The 17588-nt window shown below is 58.1% G+C and carries 19 protein-coding genes; 8 read left to right on the top strand and 11 right to left on the bottom strand.

The annotated features are described in order from the left end of the window. Positions 1 to 978 (top strand): vWA domain-containing protein, encoded by a 978-nt coding sequence (locus ACWXTG_RS06445; RefSeq protein ID WP_480221097.1) that lies wholly within the window; start codon positions 1 to 3, stop codon positions 976 to 978. Between the two features lie 183 nt (positions 979 to 1161). Here the strand turns inward: ACWXTG_RS06445 and ACWXTG_RS06450 are convergent, their stop codons facing one another. The 3 genes from ACWXTG_RS06450 to ACWXTG_RS06460 form a co-directional block, all read right to left on the bottom strand. Further along, on the bottom strand, positions 1162 to 1428 hold the full coding sequence (locus ACWXTG_RS06450) for a hypothetical protein (protein WP_480221098.1): 267 nt from the start codon (positions 1426 to 1428) through the stop codon (positions 1162 to 1164). Continuing rightward, positions 1425 to 1778, bottom strand: coding sequence for a hypothetical protein (locus ACWXTG_RS06455; RefSeq protein WP_480221099.1), 354 nt, complete (start codon positions 1776 to 1778; stop codon positions 1425 to 1427). The genes ACWXTG_RS06450 and ACWXTG_RS06455 overlap by 4 nt, the downstream gene beginning before the upstream one ends. 76 nt (positions 1779 to 1854) lie before the next feature. Further along, positions 1855 to 2382, bottom strand: a complete 528-nt coding sequence (locus tag ACWXTG_RS06460; RefSeq protein ID WP_480221100.1) for an REP-associated tyrosine transposase — start codon at positions 2380 to 2382, stop codon at positions 1855 to 1857. 254 nt (positions 2383 to 2636) lie between these two features. On the opposite strand from ACWXTG_RS06460, the gene ACWXTG_RS06465 reads away from it, so the two are divergent. From ACWXTG_RS06465 to ACWXTG_RS06475, 3 genes are all read left to right on the top strand, one after another. After that, on the top strand, positions 2637 to 3632 hold the full coding sequence (locus ACWXTG_RS06465) for a DnaJ C-terminal domain-containing protein (RefSeq protein WP_480221101.1): 996 nt from the start codon (positions 2637 to 2639) through the stop codon (positions 3630 to 3632). Between the two features lie 20 nt (positions 3633 to 3652). Next, a complete protein-coding gene (locus ACWXTG_RS06470) occupies positions 3653 to 3970 on the top strand; it encodes a chaperone modulator CbpM (RefSeq protein WP_480221102.1) in 318 nt (105 codons plus the stop codon). Positions 3971 to 4129: 159 nt separating this feature from the next. Continuing rightward, positions 4130 to 4504, top strand: coding sequence for a hypothetical protein (locus tag ACWXTG_RS06475; protein WP_480221103.1), 375 nt, complete (start codon positions 4130 to 4132; stop codon positions 4502 to 4504). A gap of 77 nt (positions 4505 to 4581) precedes the next feature. Here ACWXTG_RS06475 and ACWXTG_RS06480 read toward each other — a convergent pair whose 3' ends face one another. Further along, positions 4582 to 5067: a protein YgfX gene (locus ACWXTG_RS06480; RefSeq protein ID WP_480221104.1), complete on the bottom strand. Its 486-nt coding sequence runs from the start codon at positions 5065 to 5067 to the stop codon at positions 4582 to 4584. A gap of 14 nt (positions 5068 to 5081) precedes the next feature. On the opposite strand from ACWXTG_RS06480, the gene ygfZ reads away from it, so the two are divergent. From ygfZ to ACWXTG_RS06500, 4 genes are all read left to right on the top strand, one after another. Then, complete coding sequence (gene ygfZ / locus ACWXTG_RS06485; protein ID WP_480221105.1) at positions 5082 to 6086, top strand: CAF17-like 4Fe-4S cluster assembly/insertion protein YgfZ; 1005 nt, start codon at positions 5082 to 5084, stop codon at positions 6084 to 6086. A 105-nt stretch (positions 6087 to 6191) separates the two neighbouring features. Then, on the top strand, positions 6192 to 6569 hold the full coding sequence (locus tag ACWXTG_RS06490) for a TonB-dependent receptor plug domain-containing protein (RefSeq protein WP_480221106.1): 378 nt from the start codon (positions 6192 to 6194) through the stop codon (positions 6567 to 6569). Between the two features lie 192 nt (positions 6570 to 6761). Further along, entirely contained in the window at positions 6762 to 8330 is a 1569-nt protein-coding gene (locus tag ACWXTG_RS06495) for a TonB-dependent receptor plug domain-containing protein (protein WP_480221107.1), read from the top strand. A gap of 15 nt (positions 8331 to 8345) precedes the next feature. Continuing rightward, positions 8346 to 8807, top strand: a complete 462-nt coding sequence (locus ACWXTG_RS06500; RefSeq protein WP_309566479.1) for a TlpA family protein disulfide reductase — start codon at positions 8346 to 8348, stop codon at positions 8805 to 8807. A gap of 3 nt (positions 8808 to 8810) precedes the next feature. Here ACWXTG_RS06500 and ACWXTG_RS06505 read toward each other — a convergent pair whose 3' ends face one another. From ACWXTG_RS06505 to mtnA, 7 genes are all read right to left on the bottom strand, one after another. Further along, positions 8811 to 10259, bottom strand: a complete 1449-nt coding sequence (locus ACWXTG_RS06505) for a sensor domain-containing diguanylate cyclase (protein ID WP_480221108.1) — start codon at positions 10257 to 10259, stop codon at positions 8811 to 8813. A 24-nt stretch (positions 10260 to 10283) separates the two neighbouring features. After that, positions 10284 to 10613 carry a cell division protein FtsB gene (gene ftsB, locus ACWXTG_RS06510; RefSeq protein ID WP_480221109.1) on the bottom strand — a complete coding sequence of 110 codons (330 nt, stop codon included), beginning with the start codon at positions 10611 to 10613 and terminating at the stop codon, positions 10284 to 10286. Next, on the bottom strand, positions 10610 to 11893 hold the full coding sequence (gene eno, locus ACWXTG_RS06515; RefSeq protein ID WP_309566485.1) for a phosphopyruvate hydratase: 1284 nt from the start codon (positions 11891 to 11893) through the stop codon (positions 10610 to 10612). Before eno ends, ftsB begins: the two co-directional genes overlap by 4 nt. A 41-nt stretch (positions 11894 to 11934) precedes the next feature. Next, on the bottom strand, positions 11935 to 12774 hold the full coding sequence (gene kdsA / locus ACWXTG_RS06520; protein WP_480221110.1) for a 3-deoxy-8-phosphooctulonate synthase: 840 nt from the start codon (positions 12772 to 12774) through the stop codon (positions 11935 to 11937). A gap of 5 nt (positions 12775 to 12779) precedes the next feature. Continuing rightward, the gene (locus ACWXTG_RS06525; RefSeq protein WP_480221111.1) at positions 12780 to 14408 is read right to left on the bottom strand and encodes a CTP synthase; all 1629 of its coding nucleotides are present in this window, start codon (positions 14406 to 14408) and stop codon (positions 12780 to 12782) included. A 183-nt stretch (positions 14409 to 14591) separates the two neighbouring features. Next, positions 14592 to 16055: an NAD(P)H-hydrate dehydratase gene (locus ACWXTG_RS06530; RefSeq protein WP_480221112.1), complete on the bottom strand. Its 1464-nt coding sequence runs from the start codon at positions 16053 to 16055 to the stop codon at positions 14592 to 14594. A gap of 8 nt (positions 16056 to 16063) precedes the next feature. After that, positions 16064 to 17188 (bottom strand): S-methyl-5-thioribose-1-phosphate isomerase, encoded by a 1125-nt coding sequence (gene mtnA / locus ACWXTG_RS06535; RefSeq protein ID WP_480221113.1) that lies wholly within the window; start codon positions 17186 to 17188, stop codon positions 16064 to 16066. Positions 17189 to 17588: the final 400 nt, after the last annotated feature.

The raw sequence follows: 17588 nt of genomic DNA on the forward strand, positions 1-17588 counted from the left end.
ATGCTGCCCGCCCGCCTCAAGCCTTATATGCACCGCGAGACCCTGCTGCCAATGCTAGCGCTGCTGCTGCTATTGACGGCCGCATTCAAGCCCACCATCCCGGTGCCGCACAACATCTACAGCACCATGCTGGTGATCGACATCAGCCAGAGCATGAACACCAAGGGCATGACCTGGCGCGGCGAGGATATTTCCCGCCTGGAATACACCAAGCACCTCGCGCACGACCTGGTCGCCAGCATGCCGTGCGGCAGCCGCGTCAGCCTGGCGCTTTTCTCCGGACTCAGCGTCGCCGCACTTTACACGCCGATCGAAGTCTGCGAGAACTACGCCGCCATCCAGGACACCATCGCCCGCATAGAATGGCGCCAGGCATGGTCCGGCAACACCCGCCTGCGCGAAGGCGTGGACTCGCTGGCGCGCCTGCTGCGCACCATGCCCGAGCCCACCCAAGCCATCTTCTTTACCGACGGCGAAGAAGCCCCGCGCCTGCATGCCTTCAATACCCGCGACCTCGGCAACTTCCAGAAAGACGGCGACTGGCTGCTGGTCGGCATAGGCAGCAAGGAGCCGCAACCCATTCCCAAGTTCGATGAAAACAACAAACTGCTGGGCTACTGGTCGGCGGAAAACTTCGTCCTGCAACCCGGCGTCGCACAAATTTCGCAGCAAAACCTGGGCACGCGCGACAAGGGCACAGCCACCTCCGAGAATGACCGCTACCAGTCCACCCTGGATGAGGAATACCTGATCAAACTCAGCGAGGAAATCGGCGCTGCCTACGTCAACGGCGACCATGTCGAGGATGTCAAAACCGCGATGCACCAGCTCAAGCCCAGCAGACGCGACTTTGCGCCTATGCATATCGATTGGCTGCTTGCAATTGTCGCTGGGGGATTGGTGCTTGCCTCGTATACGCCGCAACGGTTGAGGAGGCTGCTCAAGCGGGCTTTATATCGTAAGGTAGTTAATCACTAGAGAAAAAGTGAAACTCGGCACTTTGCTCAATCAGTCAAAGGTCAGATAACATACGGCGCAATGCCCGTTGGTTATTGCGCCCTACTCGGGCTGACCCCTTTGATTTTGATTTCGATCTTTTTACCCAAAAAGAAATTAGTCAAGCCTCTGTTGTTGCAAATGATATAACGCGCCATTGTTATGTTAGTCTGTGTTTTTATTTTTTTTATTTCGCATCCAGCATTCAAGTGTTGATCCAATTGCAGCAATAAATCCAGCAGGGATACACGCTATTAAGTATTTATAATATTTATTAAAAGAATCAATTTCCCTGGCGCCACTTAATAATCCAAAAATAATTGGCGAGGCAATAAATATAATAATTAAAACTCCTATCAAAAATGCAGTAAAAAAAATTATCCAGTTAAATAGAAAAAATAGAACTAAATGGGGATTTTCCTGATTTTTCATTTATTAAAAATATCTTTTATTTTATTTCCAATATACTCTTGTGATGAGCTAGAAAGCCCAGAGCTTATAATTGTTCTCGTTATACTGGAGCTAGGTAAATATTTAGATGATGGCATAAAATCAATTGCTTTACCTATTGGATAACCAATTAGTGTTCCCGCTCCCGCACCAGTTGTTTTTGGTAAGGGATTCTGCAATTGTGCCAGTGAGCCTCCGTATGCCCCCAAAGTATTGATGTATAAAGTTGGCAAGAGACTAGTCCCTGTTGTTGCAAATGATGTGGCGCCTGCCACTGTTAAATCAATATAGCTAAATTCTTTGCCACTTGCCAATTGGAACGAAGCATTCACGCCTAAGCCAACTAGCGTATTTGCAGCCCGCGTAGGGCGCAATAACCAACGGGCATTGCGCCGTATGCTACCTCCCTCAATCGCCATATTCAACTTTGCCCTCACTCCCTCCGGCCCAATCGCAAGGATAGATGCCTTGCTCGACTAATCGGTGGAAAGTCGAATAAGGCCAATCTTTTACACTCGCCACCAGACCATGCTTAACCGGGTTGATGTGAATATAATCCATATGGGCTTGGAAATCGGCTTCATCTCGGATGCAATGCTCCCAATACCGTCTTTGCCAGATACCTCGTTCGCCCCTCTCGAGTCGTACGACATAACGATATTCCTGTTTCGGTATCGATTTGGAAAACCCAGACTTGATGAGTCGCCAGCGAACGGCATAGTCTGCATCGTTGGCAGGCAATTCAATCAGGGCATGCAAGTGATCAGGCAACACGACCCAGCCGTGGATGATAAAGGGATGCCGTTGTTTGACAGATAATACGACTTGGCGCAAGAGATCAATGTGTTGGGTCAACAAGTCATTCTTTTGCCGTTGCAACAAATTGACGGTGAAGAAATATATTCCACCTTTATGCCATACACGCCTGTAGTCCATACAATGAGTTTATTGGAAAGGAAGAATACGGCGCAATGCCCGTTGGTTATTGCGCCCTACATGCTGAATAGGTATGGCGCTAGGTCAGGATAACCCCAGCCAGGCCGCTCGCCCGCTACCTACGTCCATCCCTCGACAAAGACATGCTCGGCCAGTATGCTGCTTTCAGAAGCGAAACAACCTTACGGCATAACGAGCACGCAGTCCCGACACTAGAAAGCCATCCACCGCAGCGCACTGAGGCGAGTTTATTTATGGAATTCAAGGACTATTACCAGATCCTCGGCGTGGATAAATCAGCCAGCGCCGACGACATCAAGAAAGCCTACCGTAAGCTGGCGCGCAAATACCACCCCGACGTGAGCAAGGAACCCGATGCCACGGAGCGCATGGCCGAGGTGAACGAGGCCAACACCGTACTATCCGACCCCGAGAAGCGTGCGGCCTATGACACCGTGGGTGCGCAGAACTGGGCCGCAGGCGCCCGCTCGGGTGACGATATCCGGCCGCCCCCGGGCTGGAACGAGGGCTTCGAGTTCTCCGGCGGCGATGGAAATGCCGAGGCTTTCCGCCATGCCTTCCACAGCCAGTTTGGTGAAGGCGGCGGGCATAGCGATTTCTTCGAGCAGTTGTTTGGCCGCGCGGGTCGCGCCCACACCGGCGGCCGCCAAGGCCGGGGCTCCGCCCAGATGCGCGGCGAGGACCGCCATGCCCGCATCGAGCTGGAATTGATCGACGCCTACAGGGGCGCCGAGCGCGGCATCACGCTGCGCGGCGTGCGGCTGGACGAGCAAGGCCAGCCCGTACCCGAGGAACGCACCTTGCAAGTCAAGATTCCGAAGGGCGTGAAGGAAGGCCAGCTTATCCGCCTGACGGGCCAAGGAAGCCCCGGCTTCGGCGGCGGCGCTGCGGGTGACCTGTTCCTGGAAGTGCATTTCCGTCCTGACACACGCTGGCGCATCGAGGGCCGCGACATCACGCAAAAGCTGTGGGTCACGCCCTGGGAGGCCGCGCTGGGCGGCGGCGTGCAGGTCACCACGCCTGACGGCGCCACGGTCGAGGTCAACGTGCCCGCCGGCTCCGGCAGCGGACGCAAGCTGCGCCTGAAGGGACGCGGCATTCCTTCGGCCAGCGCCCCAGGCGATTTGTACCTGGAACTGGACATCGCCGTGCCCGGCGCCGTCACTGATGCGCAGAAGGCCGCCTGGAACGCCCTGGCCGCCGCCTACCCCGGCTTTGATCCGCGCTGAACCTTCTGTGGAGCCATCCCATGACCACCAACACTCCTACCCTCGTACCCGCCGAACTGACAGAACTGCTGGAAGACGCAGCGCTGACATTGGAACAACTGGCCCACTGCGTGCGCCAGGCACCCGAATGGGTGCTCACCCATGTCGAAGCCAGCGTACTGCACCCAGCTCACGGCAACGCTGCCGCCGAATGGCGGTTTGCCAGCGCCACCCTGTTGCGTGCCCGCCGTATTGCCGACCTGGAGCACAGCTTCGATGCCGACCCGCAACTGGCTGCGCTCGCCGTCGACCTGATGGAGGAAGTAGCGGCATTGCGCCGGCAATTAGGACAGTTTTAAGCTTCCAATCCGCGTAGGACGAAATCACGATAAGCATTGCGCCGCAATGATGGGAACATCTCGCTCAGGCTTATACCGTGCTCTCCAATATGGGATTGACCATTAGTCAATCTCAGCAATGCATTACAATCCAAAATCTTTGGATGCTCAGGAACTTGTATGAAGTTAATTGCAATCGCCTTGTCTGCCTGGATATTGATATTTCAATACCAAGCCCATGCACGCCCTTATACCGATAAAAAAGCATTCGAAGAAGCCGCCAAGCAGGACATGCTGAATGGGCAATCCAACCGTGACAGCATTCAATTCCGCGCGCTGATCGTGACGGAATTCGACGACAGCATGAACCTTTGCGGCGAGGTGAAACGGCCAGATGAACCCGAATGGACGCGCTTCATCAAGATTTTCGACAAGGAAGCCGGGCGTTTTGAGTCGGTGTGGATAGAGCCGACCGATTCTGCATACGAGGTTGAAGAGTTCAAGAAAAACCAGTTCGAGACCTATTGGGACCGCCGTTGCTCCAGCATCAGGTGATTATCCGTTAAAGCCGGCCCAATCCTCGCTGCGGAAAATTTGTTTTCACTGTTGCCGATCAAGCCGGACAACCCGCCTCATTTCTCCACAGCAGCTTCTACCTCCTCTTCATTCGCACGCCAACGCAGCCACACGCGCAAGCGTCGGAAGGCTTCCGCATCCACGGCATCCGGTAGGATCACGCAGGAAGCCCGTCCATATTCCAGCTTGAGGTTGAGCACGGTCAGGCCCGCCGTCACCAACGTACTGCCCTGCACTTGGGCGGGATAACGCATGCCGTTGCGCGTGGCGAGCCAAAGCTTGCCTGCATGATCCAGCTCGATCATCACGGGCGAGGACGGATGTCTGCGCCAGGCGTCGCGCCAGATCTGCCGGGCAATCACGGCAGTGATGGCGGCTATGAGGATGGCTTTCAGCCACCATGCCCACGGCAGCAGGATGATGGAAACACCGGCGATGGCACCCATCGACAGGAACAGGAAAGCGAGCCAGCGCGACGCCCCCAGGATCAGGGTCGCCGGCTTCACGCTATAATGGTGCGGTGTTTTCTGCAGTTTATTCATTCAGAGGATGATTCATGACTTCATGGCAGCAATTCCTGTCCGAACAAGGCGCTACAGTGCAGGACGGCATTATTCAATTCCCCGGCCGGGCCAAGGCTGACGACGGCATCATCGCCGACTTGTCGCATTATGGCCTGTTGTCGCTGGAGGGTGAAGACGCGGTCACGTTCCTGCAGGGCCAGGTGACCAATGACGTCAAGAAGCTGGATGGCGGCAGCAGCCATTACAGCGGCTATTGCTCGCCCAAGGGACGCTTGCTGGCGCTGTTCCTCGCCTTTGCCCAGGATGGCAAATTGTACCTGCAGTTCGATCGCGGCCTGCTCGAATCCATCGCAAAGCGGCTGCGCATGTACGTATTGCGCTCCAAGGTGGTGGTTGCGGACCGCAGCGACGAAACCGTACGCATCGGCATTGCGGGCAATGCGGCGGAAGCGGCATTGAAAACCCGTTTCAGCCATATCCCTGAAACCGAGTATGCCCAGGTGAGCCAGGACGGCATCACCGTCATCCGCCTGCCCGGCGCGTTGCCGCGTTACGAGCTGCTCAGCCCGGCCGCGCAGGCTGCCGAACTCTGGACCGCATTGAGCCAGCACCTTGTCCCCGCGAACAAGGCCGATTGGGACTGGCGCGAAATCCAGGCTGGCATTCCCGAGATCGTCGCCGCCACGCAGGAAGCGTTCGTGCCGCAGATGGTCAATCTCGACCTGCTGAACGGCATCAACTTCAAGAAAGGCTGCTACACCGGCCAGGAGATCGTCGCGCGCACGCACTACCTGGGCAAGGTCAAGCGCCGCACGCATCTTGCCCATGTCGCCGGTGACGCCAAGCCTGCGGCAGGCGAGGAAATCGTGGACGCCAACGGCGTTGCCGCAGGCCAAATCGTGCGCAGCGCGCCCAACCCCGCCGGCGGGCAGGATGTCCTTGCCGAATTGCGGCTCGAGAGCGTGGAAGCTGGCGGCTTGAGCTGGCAGGGGCAGGAGCTAGTCCTATTATCCCTGCCTTATGCCTTGGAAAAATAATCCGCTTTCAGGAGCGCGACAAAGCCATTTCGTCAAAAAGGGATTGCATCATCAAACGATAATAATTATCATTTTCATAAATTATCGCTTATTCAAGGGATGCATATGACACCCACTAAACTTTTTGCCGCATGGCTAGCCTCATTCTGCCTGGGATTGCTGCCCCTATCCAGCCCGCGTGCCGAAGAGGACACCTCCCAGATCCAGCTCCCGCCGATCACCATCAAGAGCCGCAACAACCAGGGTTCGACCAGGCCCGGCGCGCTGCGCGACGACATCGTCAAGACCGAATCCATCAGCGAGCGCCGCATTGAGCAATCCGGCGCCGTCAACCTGACCGAGGCGCTGGAGAAGCAGCCCGGCATTGCCGTGCAGGTGGAGTGCTCGATCTGCAACGTGCGCAACGTGCTGCTCAACAATCTGCCCGGCCGCTATACCACATTGCTGATCGACGGCATCCCCATCTACTCGTCCGTCTCCTAGGCCTATGGCCTCGACAGCGTCAGCGTCTGGTGCATAGAACGCATCGATATCGCACGCGGCGCGGGCGCCAGCCTGATCGCGCCGGAAGCGCTCGCGGGATCGGTCAATATCGTCAGCAAGCGGCCGCAGCAGGATAGCGCCAAGCTGCGCATTCAAGGCGGCAGTTTCACTTCGCGCTTGTATGAAGGGTATTTGGCCAAGACGCTGGACAGCGGGGCGTTGACCGCGACGTTCAGCCAGAACCGCCATGATGCGGTGGATGCCAGCGGCGAAGGCGTTTCCGAATATACCGGCTATGACCGCAAGATGCTGGGCATAGGCTGGTTCGCCGACGACCTGGGCGGATTTACCGTACGCGGCCGCTTGGACATCGTGGACGAGAAGCGCAACGGCGGCGCGCTCGGCAAAAGCTACAGCGCCATCAAGGCGGATCAGTCGGGCAATCCTTTCGATTTCAGCCGCGGACGGCATGGCTCGCCTGTGAGCAACGGCTGGTTCGCACCGGACGGCAGCGGATTCCTGCCCTGGGATCTGGGCCGGGCGGGACTGTCGGAAATCATCTTTACCGACCGGGTGCAGCTCACCACCTCGGCGGAAAAGCAGTTGGGCGACGGCAAGCTGCGCCTGGCTGTCGGCGCCGCCCAGCACAAGCAGGACAGTTTTTACGAAATCACCACCTATAAGGCCAAGCAGCAGCAATATTACCTGGAGGCATCCTACCAGTTCCCGCTGGCGGATTGGCTGCTGACCGCCGGGCTGAATTACCGCTACGAAGACTTGCGCAGCCACGGCTACTCCGCGGCGCAGGATGACTTCGTGCGGGGCGTGGACAATTACCGCTACCGCACCCCGGCCATGTTCCTGCAGGCCTACCGCACTTTCCTTGAAGACAAGCTGGAACTCAATGCCTCGGTGCGCGCGGACGACCACAATGTGTTCGGCACCATCACCTCGCCGCGGCTCAATCTGCTCTACCACCATACTGATGAGGTCGCGAGCCGTTTCAGTGTAGGACGCGGCTTCCGCGCGCCGACCAGCTTCTTCGAGCAGGATCACGGCATCCTCGACGACATCCGCATCATCCGGCTGCTGAGCAAGCCGGAGAAATCCGACAACCTCAGTTATGCTCTGAGTTATGCCGACGAGCGGCTGGCGGTGGTCGGTTCGTACAATTACAACCGCATCCACGACATGGCGATCCTGACGCCGGGCGTGGCGGACCCCGCCGGCGGCACCGGCACGGTGACGCTGTTCGAGAACTCACCCGACAAGGTCGTGGTGCAAGGCGTGGACATCAATCTCTCCTACCAGCTCACGCCCAGCACCGTGGTCAGCATCGGCGGCGAACGCTTCCATTACCAGTTCACGCCCGGGACGCTGATATTCTCCCGTCCCAAGGCGCGCGCCTTCTTCACCGTGGATGTCGAGCAAGGCCCCTGGACCGCCTACCTACGCGTCAACTGGACCGGGCCGCACGACCTCGCCAAGTTCTACGACTATGCCAACAACCCGCGCTACAACTTCGACGGCAGCCGCAAGCGCGACCATAGCCCTTCCTACGCGACCACCGACGTGCGCGCAGAATACCAGGTCAACAAGACCGTGGCGCTCTATGCCGGGGCCGACAACCTGTTCGACTACCAGCAGGTCAACAAGGAAAACTTTCTCTGGATCGACGGCGCGGGCAACGTGGACTTCACGCATTTATGGGGCCCGGGCCGCGGCCGCTATCTCTACGCCGGGCTCAAGCTGAATTTCTGACTGGATCGCCGATAGATGCGCAGACTGCTTTTCATCCTGCTATTGGTCTCGGGCAGCCATGCCGCAGCGGAACCGGCGTGGGATTTCAAACTGCCGACGCTGGACGGCACGCGCTTTGTCGAATTGCGCCAAGTCGCCAAGCCGGTGCTGGTCAATTTCTGGGGAGTGGATTGTCCGCCATGCGTGGCGGAGCTGCCGATGCTCGATCAATTCGCGGCCCAACGCCCGGATTGGAGCGTTTTGCTGGTCAATACGGATAGCGCCGCCATGGCGCAGCGTTTTCTGGATCAGCATCCGGTCAGCTCAACCGTATTGCGGCCGGGCATGAATGTGACCGGGCTCATGCGCAAGGCGGGCAACAAGATCGGCGTACTGCCCTTCACTGTGGCGCTGGATAAGAATGAGCATATCTGTTTCCGCAAACCGGGGGCGCTTACAGTGAAAGACCTGGAAAAGATTACAGCGGATTGCCGCTGACCGTCAGCGGTCAACAGCGCCCAGCACGGCCCGGTTGCGGCCCGCCCTCTTGGCTTCGTACAAGGCCTGGTCCGCACGCTCCAGCATCGCTTCCACCTTGTCCCCGGCTCTGGCCACGGCCACGCCCAAGCTAGCCGTGATGCGAATCTGCGCCCCCTTATAACCGATCGCTTCGTGCTCGATGGCGCTACGCATCTTCTCGGCCAGCAGCATTGCGTTGTGCTCGTCGCAATCCTTGACCACGAGGAGGAACTCCTCCCCTCCCCAGCGGCAGATGAAATCCGCCGCCCGGGTGCTGGATTTCAGTATCCTGGCAGCCTCGACCAGGACATGGTCGCCGCCGAAGTGGCCCAGACGATCGTTGATGGCCTTGAAATGATCGATATCGAGCGTAATGAAAGCCAGGTTGCTGCGAGCGCGGTCGTTCTCGTTCCTGAATATGTCGATCACGATGTCGAACGCGCGCCGGTTGGGCAACCCTGTCAGGGTATCCGTGGTCGCCATGGTTTCCAGCTTGCCCTGGTATCGGCGCAGGACGACATGGACCAATGCTACCACGATGGCCGTCACCACCAGGCACAACAGGAGGTTGGCATGCAAGGCATGGCGGATATCGCGCGTGGCTTCGCTCTCGTTCTGCTCCACGCACAGATACCAGTTCAACTCCGGAATGAAGCGGATATTGATCAACTGCCGGCTATCCTGGCGGTCATACTCGAAACTGGCAGGCGCCCCCTGCTGCCGTGCCTGGCGAAACACCTGCTCCAGGCCCGGCTTATCCTGAATCCGGCTGCCCGTCGCATGGTAGCGGCTACCGGAAAGCCTTACCAGGCCTTCGGCATCGATAAAGTAAACATCGCGCTTGAACTTGTGCTGGTAATGGCTGACGAGTTTTTGTACCGAGTCCACAGCCAACCCCACGCCGACCAAGCCGAGATAGCTGCCGTCGTAGTCCAGCACCTTGTAATTGATAAAGATGATGAGCCCATCCGCATGCGACGTATTGCGATCCACATTGATCTCGTAAGGCGCCTGCATCCCACGCGCGCGGTAATACCAGGCGTCGTCCTCGACGTCGGGGCTCACCTGCTTGAGCAAGCCCCGGTTGTAATAGTAGTTGCGGCTACGATCCGATACAAAGAAGCTAACGAAAGCGCCATAGCGATTCTGCACCTCCCACAAGTAACGGCTAATCCTGTCATGGTTCTGTTCCCCTTCCAACACCCAATCACGCAGGAAAGTATCCGAAGCCATCATGGAGGAAATGAAGACGGGCCGGATGAGATCCTTCTGGATCTCGGAATAGATATTGTCGGAGGTGAGAGGCAGCATGCTCTCCACGATCGCATCGTGGATGGAAGTGCGCGACACGCGATAGCTGATGTACGACGTCGCCATCACCCCCATGGCGAGGATGACGGTGATCAAGAGGATTAATCTGTATCTGCCCATGCCGGCCCTGGTTGGTCAACCAGATCAATGCGCACCGTCCGGCGCGGCAGGAATGGCAGATGGAGAACCTGTTGCGGCAGGGATCTGGTCGATGACCTGATAGAACACTTCGTCCTGCTTGATCATCCCCAGTTCGCTGCGCGCGCGCTCCTCGATCGCGGTATTGCCCTGCTTGAGGTCGCGCACTTCAGCGTCCAGAGTGTCGTTGCGTAGCTTCAATTGGGCATTGCTGCTCTTCTGCGCGACGATCTTCTGGTTCAGGTCCCACACCCTCAGCCAGCTGCCCTTGCCCAGCCACAGCGGATACTGCAGCAAAGCAATCAGGGCGACGAAGATGAGGGTGAGGAGTTTCACTTCAGGTTATAGAACGCTTCTTTGCCTGCATAGCTGGTGGCATCGCCGAGCTCTTCCTCGATACGCAACAGCTGGTTGTACTTGGCGATGCGCTCGGAACGCGACAAGGAACCGGTCTTAATCTGCAAGGCATTGGTTGCCACGGAGATATCCGCAATCGTGGTGTCCTCGGTCTCGCCGGAACGATGCGAGATCACGGCAGTGTAGCCGGCGCGCTTGGCGGTCTCGATGGTGGTGAAGGTCTCGGTCAGGGTGCCGATCTGGTTGACCTTGATCAGCACGGAGTTGCCCACGCCCTTCTGGATGCCTTCGCGCAGGATCTTGGCGTTGGTCACGAACAGGTCGTCGCCCACCAGCTGCACCTTCTTGCCGATGCGGTCGGTCAGCAGCTTCCAGCCGTCCCAGTCATGCTCGGACATGCCGTCCTCGATGCTGACGATGGGGTACTTGTCGACCCAGGTCGCCAGGTAGTCGGCGAACTGCTCCGACGTCAGTTGCAGGCCTTCGGATTCCAGGTGATAGAGGCCGTCCTTGTAGAACTCGGAGCTGGCGCAATCCAGGCCCAGCAGGATGTCGCGTCCCGGCTCATAGCCGGCGGCCGTGATCGCCTGCAGGATGTACTGGATCGCGGCTTCGTTGGACGGCAGGTCGGGCGCAAAACCGCCTTCGTCGCCCACGGTGGTCGCCAAGCCTTCGTTGTGCAGGATTTTCTTCAAGGCATGGAACACTTCGGCACCAGCGCGCAGGGCTTCGCGGAACGTCGGCAGGCCGGCGGGAATGATCATGAATTCCTGCATGTCCACGCTGTTTTCGGCGTGCGCGCCGCCGTTGATGATGTTCATCATCGGGGTAGGCAGTTGCATGAAGCCGGAACCGCCGAGGTAGCGGTAGAGCGGCAAGCCGGACTCTTCAGCCGCGGCACGGGCGCAGGCCATGGAGACCGCGAGGATGGCGTTGGCGCCCAGGCGACTCTTGTTTTCGGTGCCGTCGAGGTCGATCAGGGTCTGGTCGATGAAGCTTTGCTCTTCCACGTCGAGGCCGATGATGGCTTCGGTGATTTCGGTATTGACGTTCTCGACCGCCTGCAACACGCCCTTGCCGAGGTAACGCGCGGCGTCGCCGTCGCGCAGCTCGACCGCTTCCTTGGTGCCGGTGGAGGCGCCGGAAGGCACGGCCGCACGGCCGATCACGCCTGACTCGAGCAGGACATCTACCTCGACAGTGGGGTTGCCGCGGGAATCGATGATCTCGCGGGCAATAATATCAACAATTGCACTCATGCTTTATTTCCTCAATTTAGATTTGGATTTTTTGTTCCGGCTTACACCGTATGCTCGATGAAGCCGGCTTTTTTCACCACACGGTCGAGGTCGACCAACACTTCCAGCAAGGCCTTCATCTTGGACAAAGGCCAGGCATTCGGTCCGTCGGACAGCGCCTTGGCAGGGTCTGGATGGGTTTCCATGAACACCCCTGCCACGCCGCTGGCGACTGCGGCACGCGCCAGCACAGGCACGAACTCGCGCTGGCCGCCGCTCTTGTCCCCCTGGCCGCCAGGCTGCTGGACTGAATGCGTGGCATCGAACACCACCGGGCAATTCGTCTCGCGCATAATGGCGAGTCCACGCATGTCAGAGACTAAAGTATTGTAGCCAAAAGAAGCACCGCGCTCGCACACCATAATGGTATCCGCGCCGCCGTTGGCTTCTTTTGCCTTCTGCACCACCTGCTTCATGTCGCCAGGCGCCAGGAACTGGCCCTTCTTGATATTCACCGGCTTGCCGGACTTGGCGCAGGCCGTGATGAAGTCGGTCTGGCGGCAGAGGAAGGCCGGCGTCTGCAAGATATCCACCACCGCAGCCACGTGCGGAACCTGCTCTTCGGTATGCACGTCGGTGAGGATGGGCACGCCGAGCTGGCGGCGCACTTCGTCGAGAATCTTCAAGCCCTCGTCCATGCCAAAACCACGGAAGGTCTTGTTGGAGCTGCGGTTGGCCTTGTCGTATGAAGACTTGTAGATGAAGTTGATGCCCAGCGCAGTGGTGATTTCCTTGAGCTGGCCTGCCGTCTCGATCGCCATTTCCTGCGATTCGATCACGCATGGGCCGGCAATCAGGAACAAGGGCTGGTCTATGCCAACCTCAAAACCGCAAAGCTGCATGTTGGTTACGCCTTTCTGTTGGCCAAGGCCGCTGCAATATAGGCATTGAACAAGGGATGCCCGCTGCGTGGATTGGAGGTGAATTCAGGGTGGAATTGGCAGGCGACGAACCAGGGATGCACATCGCTTGGCAGCTCGACCATTTCACAGAGCTGCTCGGTCGGTGTACGCGCCGACACCACCAGGCCGGCCTTTTCCAGCTTCTCCACATAGTTGTTGTTGACTTCGTAGCGGTGGCGGTGGCGCTCGTTGACTTCGGCGCCGTAAATGGCAAACGCCTTGGTATCCGGCACGATAGGGCACTTCTGCGCGCCTAGGCGCATGGTGCCGCCGAGGTCGGAATCCTCGCTGCGCTGCTCCACCTTGCCGTCGGCGTTCTTCCACTCGGTGATCAGGCCCACCAGCGGATGCGGGGTCTTGGGGTCGAACTCGGTGCTGTTGGCATTCTCGAGTTTGGCGACATTGCGCGCAAACTCGATCACGGCCAGTTGCATACCCAGGCAGATGCCCAGGTATGGCGTCTTGCTTTCGCGCGCATAGCGGATCGCGGCGATCTTGCCTTCCGTCCCGCGCTTACCGAAACCGCCCGGCACTAGGATGGCGTCCATCTTTTCGAGTTCGCCCGTGCCCTGCTTTTCCACATCCTCGGAATCGATATAGTGGATATTGACCTTGGATTCGTTGTGGATGCCCGCATGGATCAAGGCTTCGGTCAGCGACTTGTAGGATTCGGTCAGGTCTACATACTTGCCGACGAAAGCGATATTGACTTCATGCTTGGGGTTCTTGAGCGTATGCACGATGCGGTTCCAGCTCGACAGGTCAGCCGCGCGCGCAAGCAGGTTGAGCTTGTGACAGACGATTTCGTCCAGCATCTGCTCGTGCAGCATGCGGGGAATGCTGTAAATACTGTCGGCATCCATCACCGAGATCACCGCCTCGTGCGGCACGTTGGTGAACAAGGCGATCTTGCGCTTTTCGTCTTCGGGAATGGCGCGGTCCGCACGGCAGAGCAGGATATCGGGCTGGATACCGATCTCGCGCAGCTCCTTCACGGAATGCTGGGTAGGCTTGGTCTTGAGCTCGCCTGCGGTAGGAATCCACGGCAGCAGCGTCAAGTGCATGAAACAGGTATTGGTGCGGCCTTCCTCTATGCCCATCTGGCGGATGGCTTCGAGGAAAGGCAGGGACTCGATGTCGCCCACCGTGCCGCCGACTTCGACAATCGCCACGTCGGCGCCTTCGGCACCGCGCTTCACATGCGCCTTGATCTCGTCGGTGATGTGCGGAATCACCTGTACCGTCTTGCCCAGGTATTCGCCGCGGCGCTCCTTCTTGATCACGGTTTCGTAGATCTGGCCGGTAGTGAAGTTATTGCGCTTGCCCATGCGCGCGCTGATGAAGCGCTCGTAATGGCCGAGGTCGAGATCGGTCTCGGCGCCGTCGTCGGTGACGAACACCTCGCCGTGCTGGAACGGGCTCATGGTGCCCGGGTCGACGTTGATGTAGGGGTCAAGCTTGAGCATGGTCACCTTGATGCCACGCGACTCTAGAATTGCGCCTAAGCTGGCAGCTGCAATGCCTTTACCTAATGAGGAAACAACCCCGCCGGTAACAAATACGAATTTGGTCATGGAATAAAAACTTTGGGACATTGCGGACGGGGTTAGATTTTACTGCAAACGCCTATTGCCGACAAATGGGAAAATCCGCCTACACGGCGCTTGGCAAGCCGTTATGATTAATATTCAATCGGTAAGGTTCAATAGTTGAATGATCGCTTCAGGAGCGGTTTTGACCATGCCTGCGGCATGGCATCAAGCCTTGCCGTACACCCAGCCATTGAGCAGCTCCCTTGCAGCCAATGCCACTTCGCCGGCAGTGAGCCCGACCGGGCCGATACCGCGCAAAACCAAGGCATCAGCGGCAGCGCCGTGCAGGTAAACCCCGAGCAGCACCGCCTGCTCCATGGCCATTCGCTGCGCAAACAAGGCGGCTATGATGCCGCACAAGGTATCGCCCATGCCGGCGCTTGCCATACCGGGATTGCCGCTCCGGTTGATGAACCAGCGCCCGTCCGGCAAGGCGATGATGCTGCCGCAGCCTTTGAGCACGACAGCAGCCTGGTATGCATGAGCAAGCCTCAACGCGCTGGCAACACGGTCGGCCTGCACTTCGTCATTGCCGCATCCCAGCAGGCGGGCTGCCTCGCCGGGATGCGGGGTCAGTACCGTGCTGCCTGCGGCACGCCATTTTATTTCCTGCTGGAGTTCGGGATGCGTCGCCACCAGGTTCAGCGCATCCGCGTCCAGCACCAGGGGCTGCGGCTGTGCCAGCACCTCATGCAGAACTGCCATCGCCGCGCTCGAGACCCCCATGCCGGGCCCGACTGCCAATACGTTGGACAACGTCGGCACACTGGCGACATCGCGCAGCATCAATTCCGCCTGCGCCGTATCCAGCACAAAAGGCTGGTTTGCGAGCAGGCCACAATACACCCGCCCTGCCCCCAGCAGCAGCGCGGCCCTGGAAGCGAGGATGGCAGCTCCTGCCATATGCTCAGCGCCACCGATCACCCCAACGCTGCCATGGCTGCCTTTGTGGCTGTTCAGCTTTCTCGGCAAGGGCAAGGCCGGAGGTTGGTCGACCAACGTTCCAGCGGCCCTTGAATCCTCGATCTCCAGCCCCAGTGCCTCAAGGTGAATGTCGCCCGCATGATCAGGGCCGTCCAGGGTAAACAAGCCAGGCTTGAGGCCGATGAAGCTCAACGTATGGCTGGCCTTGATGGAGGCGCCGAGCACGCGCCCTGTCGCCGCGCACAAGCCGCTGGGAATATCGAGCGCCAGCACCGGCAGGCCGAGCGCGTTTACTTGCCCGATCAGCCCACAGTAATGGGCATCCAGCTCGCGGGACAAGCCGATCCCGAATAGGCCGTCGATCACCAATTGCCAACGCCCGTGCGGCAGGATTTCAGTACATAATTCGCCGCCTACAGCAACCCATGCATCGTAGGCGGCGGCTGCATCGGCAGGCAGCCTGGCCCTGTCGCCGGTAAACACCACGGTCACCTGGTGCCAAGCCGCCTTCAGATGGCGTGCGGCGACCAGTGCGTCGCCGCCATTGTTTCCCGGCCCTACCAGCACCAGCACGCTGTATTCATGCTCGAGTAGCAGCGTGCGCGCCATATCGGCAGCCGCCAGGCCGGCTTTTTCCATCAAACCATCAGCAGCATGCCGCTGCTCGATTTCCCGCAGTTGAACTAGATCATATAAAGGATTCATGGGCTGGCTTAATGGTTGCTGGTTACTGGATTGATTGTTGGATCGACAATCTGCAGGATATTGCCTAGACGGCCTGGTGCATAGCAGCCATGCTCGGTAATGATGGAAGTCACCAGCCGCGCGGGCGTCACGTCGAACGCGGGATTGGCCGCCGGGCTACCTTCAGGTGTCACGCGCACGCTAGCCGTGCATCCGTTTTCCGCCCGCCCGGCCACCATGTGGATTTCATCGGCGTCACGCTCTTCGATCGGGATATCCTTAGCACCACCAATCTGCCAATCTATTGTCGGCGTCGGCACGGCAGCGTAGAACGGCACTTCGTTATCCGCCGCAGCCAGCGCCTTGAGATAGGTACCGATCTTGTTGCAGACATCGCCGGTGCGCGTAACGCGATCTGCCCCCACCATCACGCAATCCACCTTGCCTTGCTGCATCAGGTGCCCGCCTGCATTGTCGCACACCACGGTATAGGGCACGCCGTGCTGCTGCAGCTCCCACGCCGTCAGGCTGGCGCCCTGGTTGCGCGGCCGGGTTTCATCCACCCATACATGGATATCCATGCCGGTATCAAAGGCGGCATAAATAGGGGCCAGCGCCGTTCCCCAATCCACGGTCGCCAACCAGCCGGCATTGCAGTGCGTAAGGATATTAAGCCGGCCCGATTTGCCCTCTGCCAATGCTTGCAGCAAGGCCAGTCCATGCTGCCCGATCGCCTGGTTGATGCGGACATCCTCGTCAGCGATCTGCGCAGCTTCCTGCCAGGCGTATTCGCAGCGCTGGGCTTCAGGGACGGCCATCAATTTCAGCATCATGCGTTCCACCGCCCAACGCAAATTCACCGCCGTTGGCCGGCTTGCCAGCAAGCTAGCGGCCGCCGCCTGCAAGTTTCCGTCGCTGGCGGAATGCTGGCTTGCCAACGCCATTCCATAGGCAGCGGCAGCCCCGATCAATGGAGCGCCGCGCACCTGCATCCGGCGGATGGCATCCGCCACCTGTTGCACTGAATCGAGTGTAACGATACGCCATTCATGCGGCAGCGCTGTCTGGTCGATAATGCCCACGCGATATGAAGCGTTTTCGCTTTCTGCAATAAGCGGCCAGATGGTACGAAATTGTTGTTGACCTATTTTCATTTTTCTATTTGGAAACAAGAAATATTACTATCCACAAAATCTGTGGATAATTTTGTGGATAGGGGTGACTTGAAATTGTAACTATTGTAATTAAAAGGAATTTTTCAATTTGCCCGCTTTTTGCACTAAATAATAAGTTATTGATTTTTAATAAAATTTAGTATGTCTTTGGATTCATTAGAGTTCTTGCAAAAAGCTTAAGTAATACTTGAGCTTGTGTGCACAACTGACCATAAATTGATCGGCAAGAACTATGGCAATGGATCAATCCAGCAAAAATGAAATTAAATCTGCCGTAAAAATGCAACTTTAATTTCATCGTTTTTCAATATCAATTTTGGCCTCGTCAACGCAGGTCGTGCATTCTCCACTTTTAGCCAACCTTGACGCTTCAAATTGC

The sequence above is a fragment of the Methylobacillus sp. DLP286 genome, assembly GCF_056636515.1.

Coding starts and splice junctions, on each gene's coding strand:
- ACWXTG_RS06445 (WP_480221097.1), top strand. CDS start 1: ATGCTGCCCGCCCGCCTCAAGCCTTATATGCACCGCGAGACCCTGCTG.
- ACWXTG_RS06450 (WP_480221098.1), bottom strand. CDS start 1,428: ATGAAAAATCAGGAAAATCCCCATTTAGTTCTATTTTTTCTATTTAAC.
- ACWXTG_RS06460 (WP_480221100.1), bottom strand. CDS start 2,382: ATGGACTACAGGCGTGTATGGCATAAAGGTGGAATATATTTCTTCACC.
- ACWXTG_RS06465 (WP_480221101.1), top strand. CDS start 2,637: ATGGAATTCAAGGACTATTACCAGATCCTCGGCGTGGATAAATCAGCC.
- ACWXTG_RS06470 (WP_480221102.1), top strand. CDS start 3,653: ATGACCACCAACACTCCTACCCTCGTACCCGCCGAACTGACAGAACTG.
- ACWXTG_RS06475 (WP_480221103.1), top strand. CDS start 4,130: ATGAAGTTAATTGCAATCGCCTTGTCTGCCTGGATATTGATATTTCAA.
- ACWXTG_RS06480 (WP_480221104.1), bottom strand. CDS start 5,067: ATGAATAAACTGCAGAAAACACCGCACCATTATAGCGTGAAGCCGGCG.
- ygfZ (WP_480221105.1), top strand. CDS start 5,082: ATGACTTCATGGCAGCAATTCCTGTCCGAACAAGGCGCTACAGTGCAG.
- ACWXTG_RS06490 (WP_480221106.1), top strand. CDS start 6,192: ATGACACCCACTAAACTTTTTGCCGCATGGCTAGCCTCATTCTGCCTG.
- ACWXTG_RS06500 (WP_309566479.1), top strand. CDS start 8,346: ATGCGCAGACTGCTTTTCATCCTGCTATTGGTCTCGGGCAGCCATGCC.
- ACWXTG_RS06505 (WP_480221108.1), bottom strand. CDS start 10,259: ATGGGCAGATACAGATTAATCCTCTTGATCACCGTCATCCTCGCCATG.
- eno (WP_309566485.1), bottom strand. CDS start 11,893: ATGAGTGCAATTGTTGATATTATTGCCCGCGAGATCATCGATTCCCGC.
- kdsA (WP_480221110.1), bottom strand. CDS start 12,774: ATGCAGCTTTGCGGTTTTGAGGTTGGCATAGACCAGCCCTTGTTCCTG.
- ACWXTG_RS06525 (WP_480221111.1), bottom strand. CDS start 14,408: ATGACCAAATTCGTATTTGTTACCGGCGGGGTTGTTTCCTCATTAGGT.
- ACWXTG_RS06530 (WP_480221112.1), bottom strand. CDS start 16,055: ATGAATCCTTTATATGATCTAGTTCAACTGCGGGAAATCGAGCAGCGG.
- mtnA (WP_480221113.1), bottom strand. CDS start 17,188: ATGAAAATAGGTCAACAACAATTTCGTACCATCTGGCCGCTTATTGCA.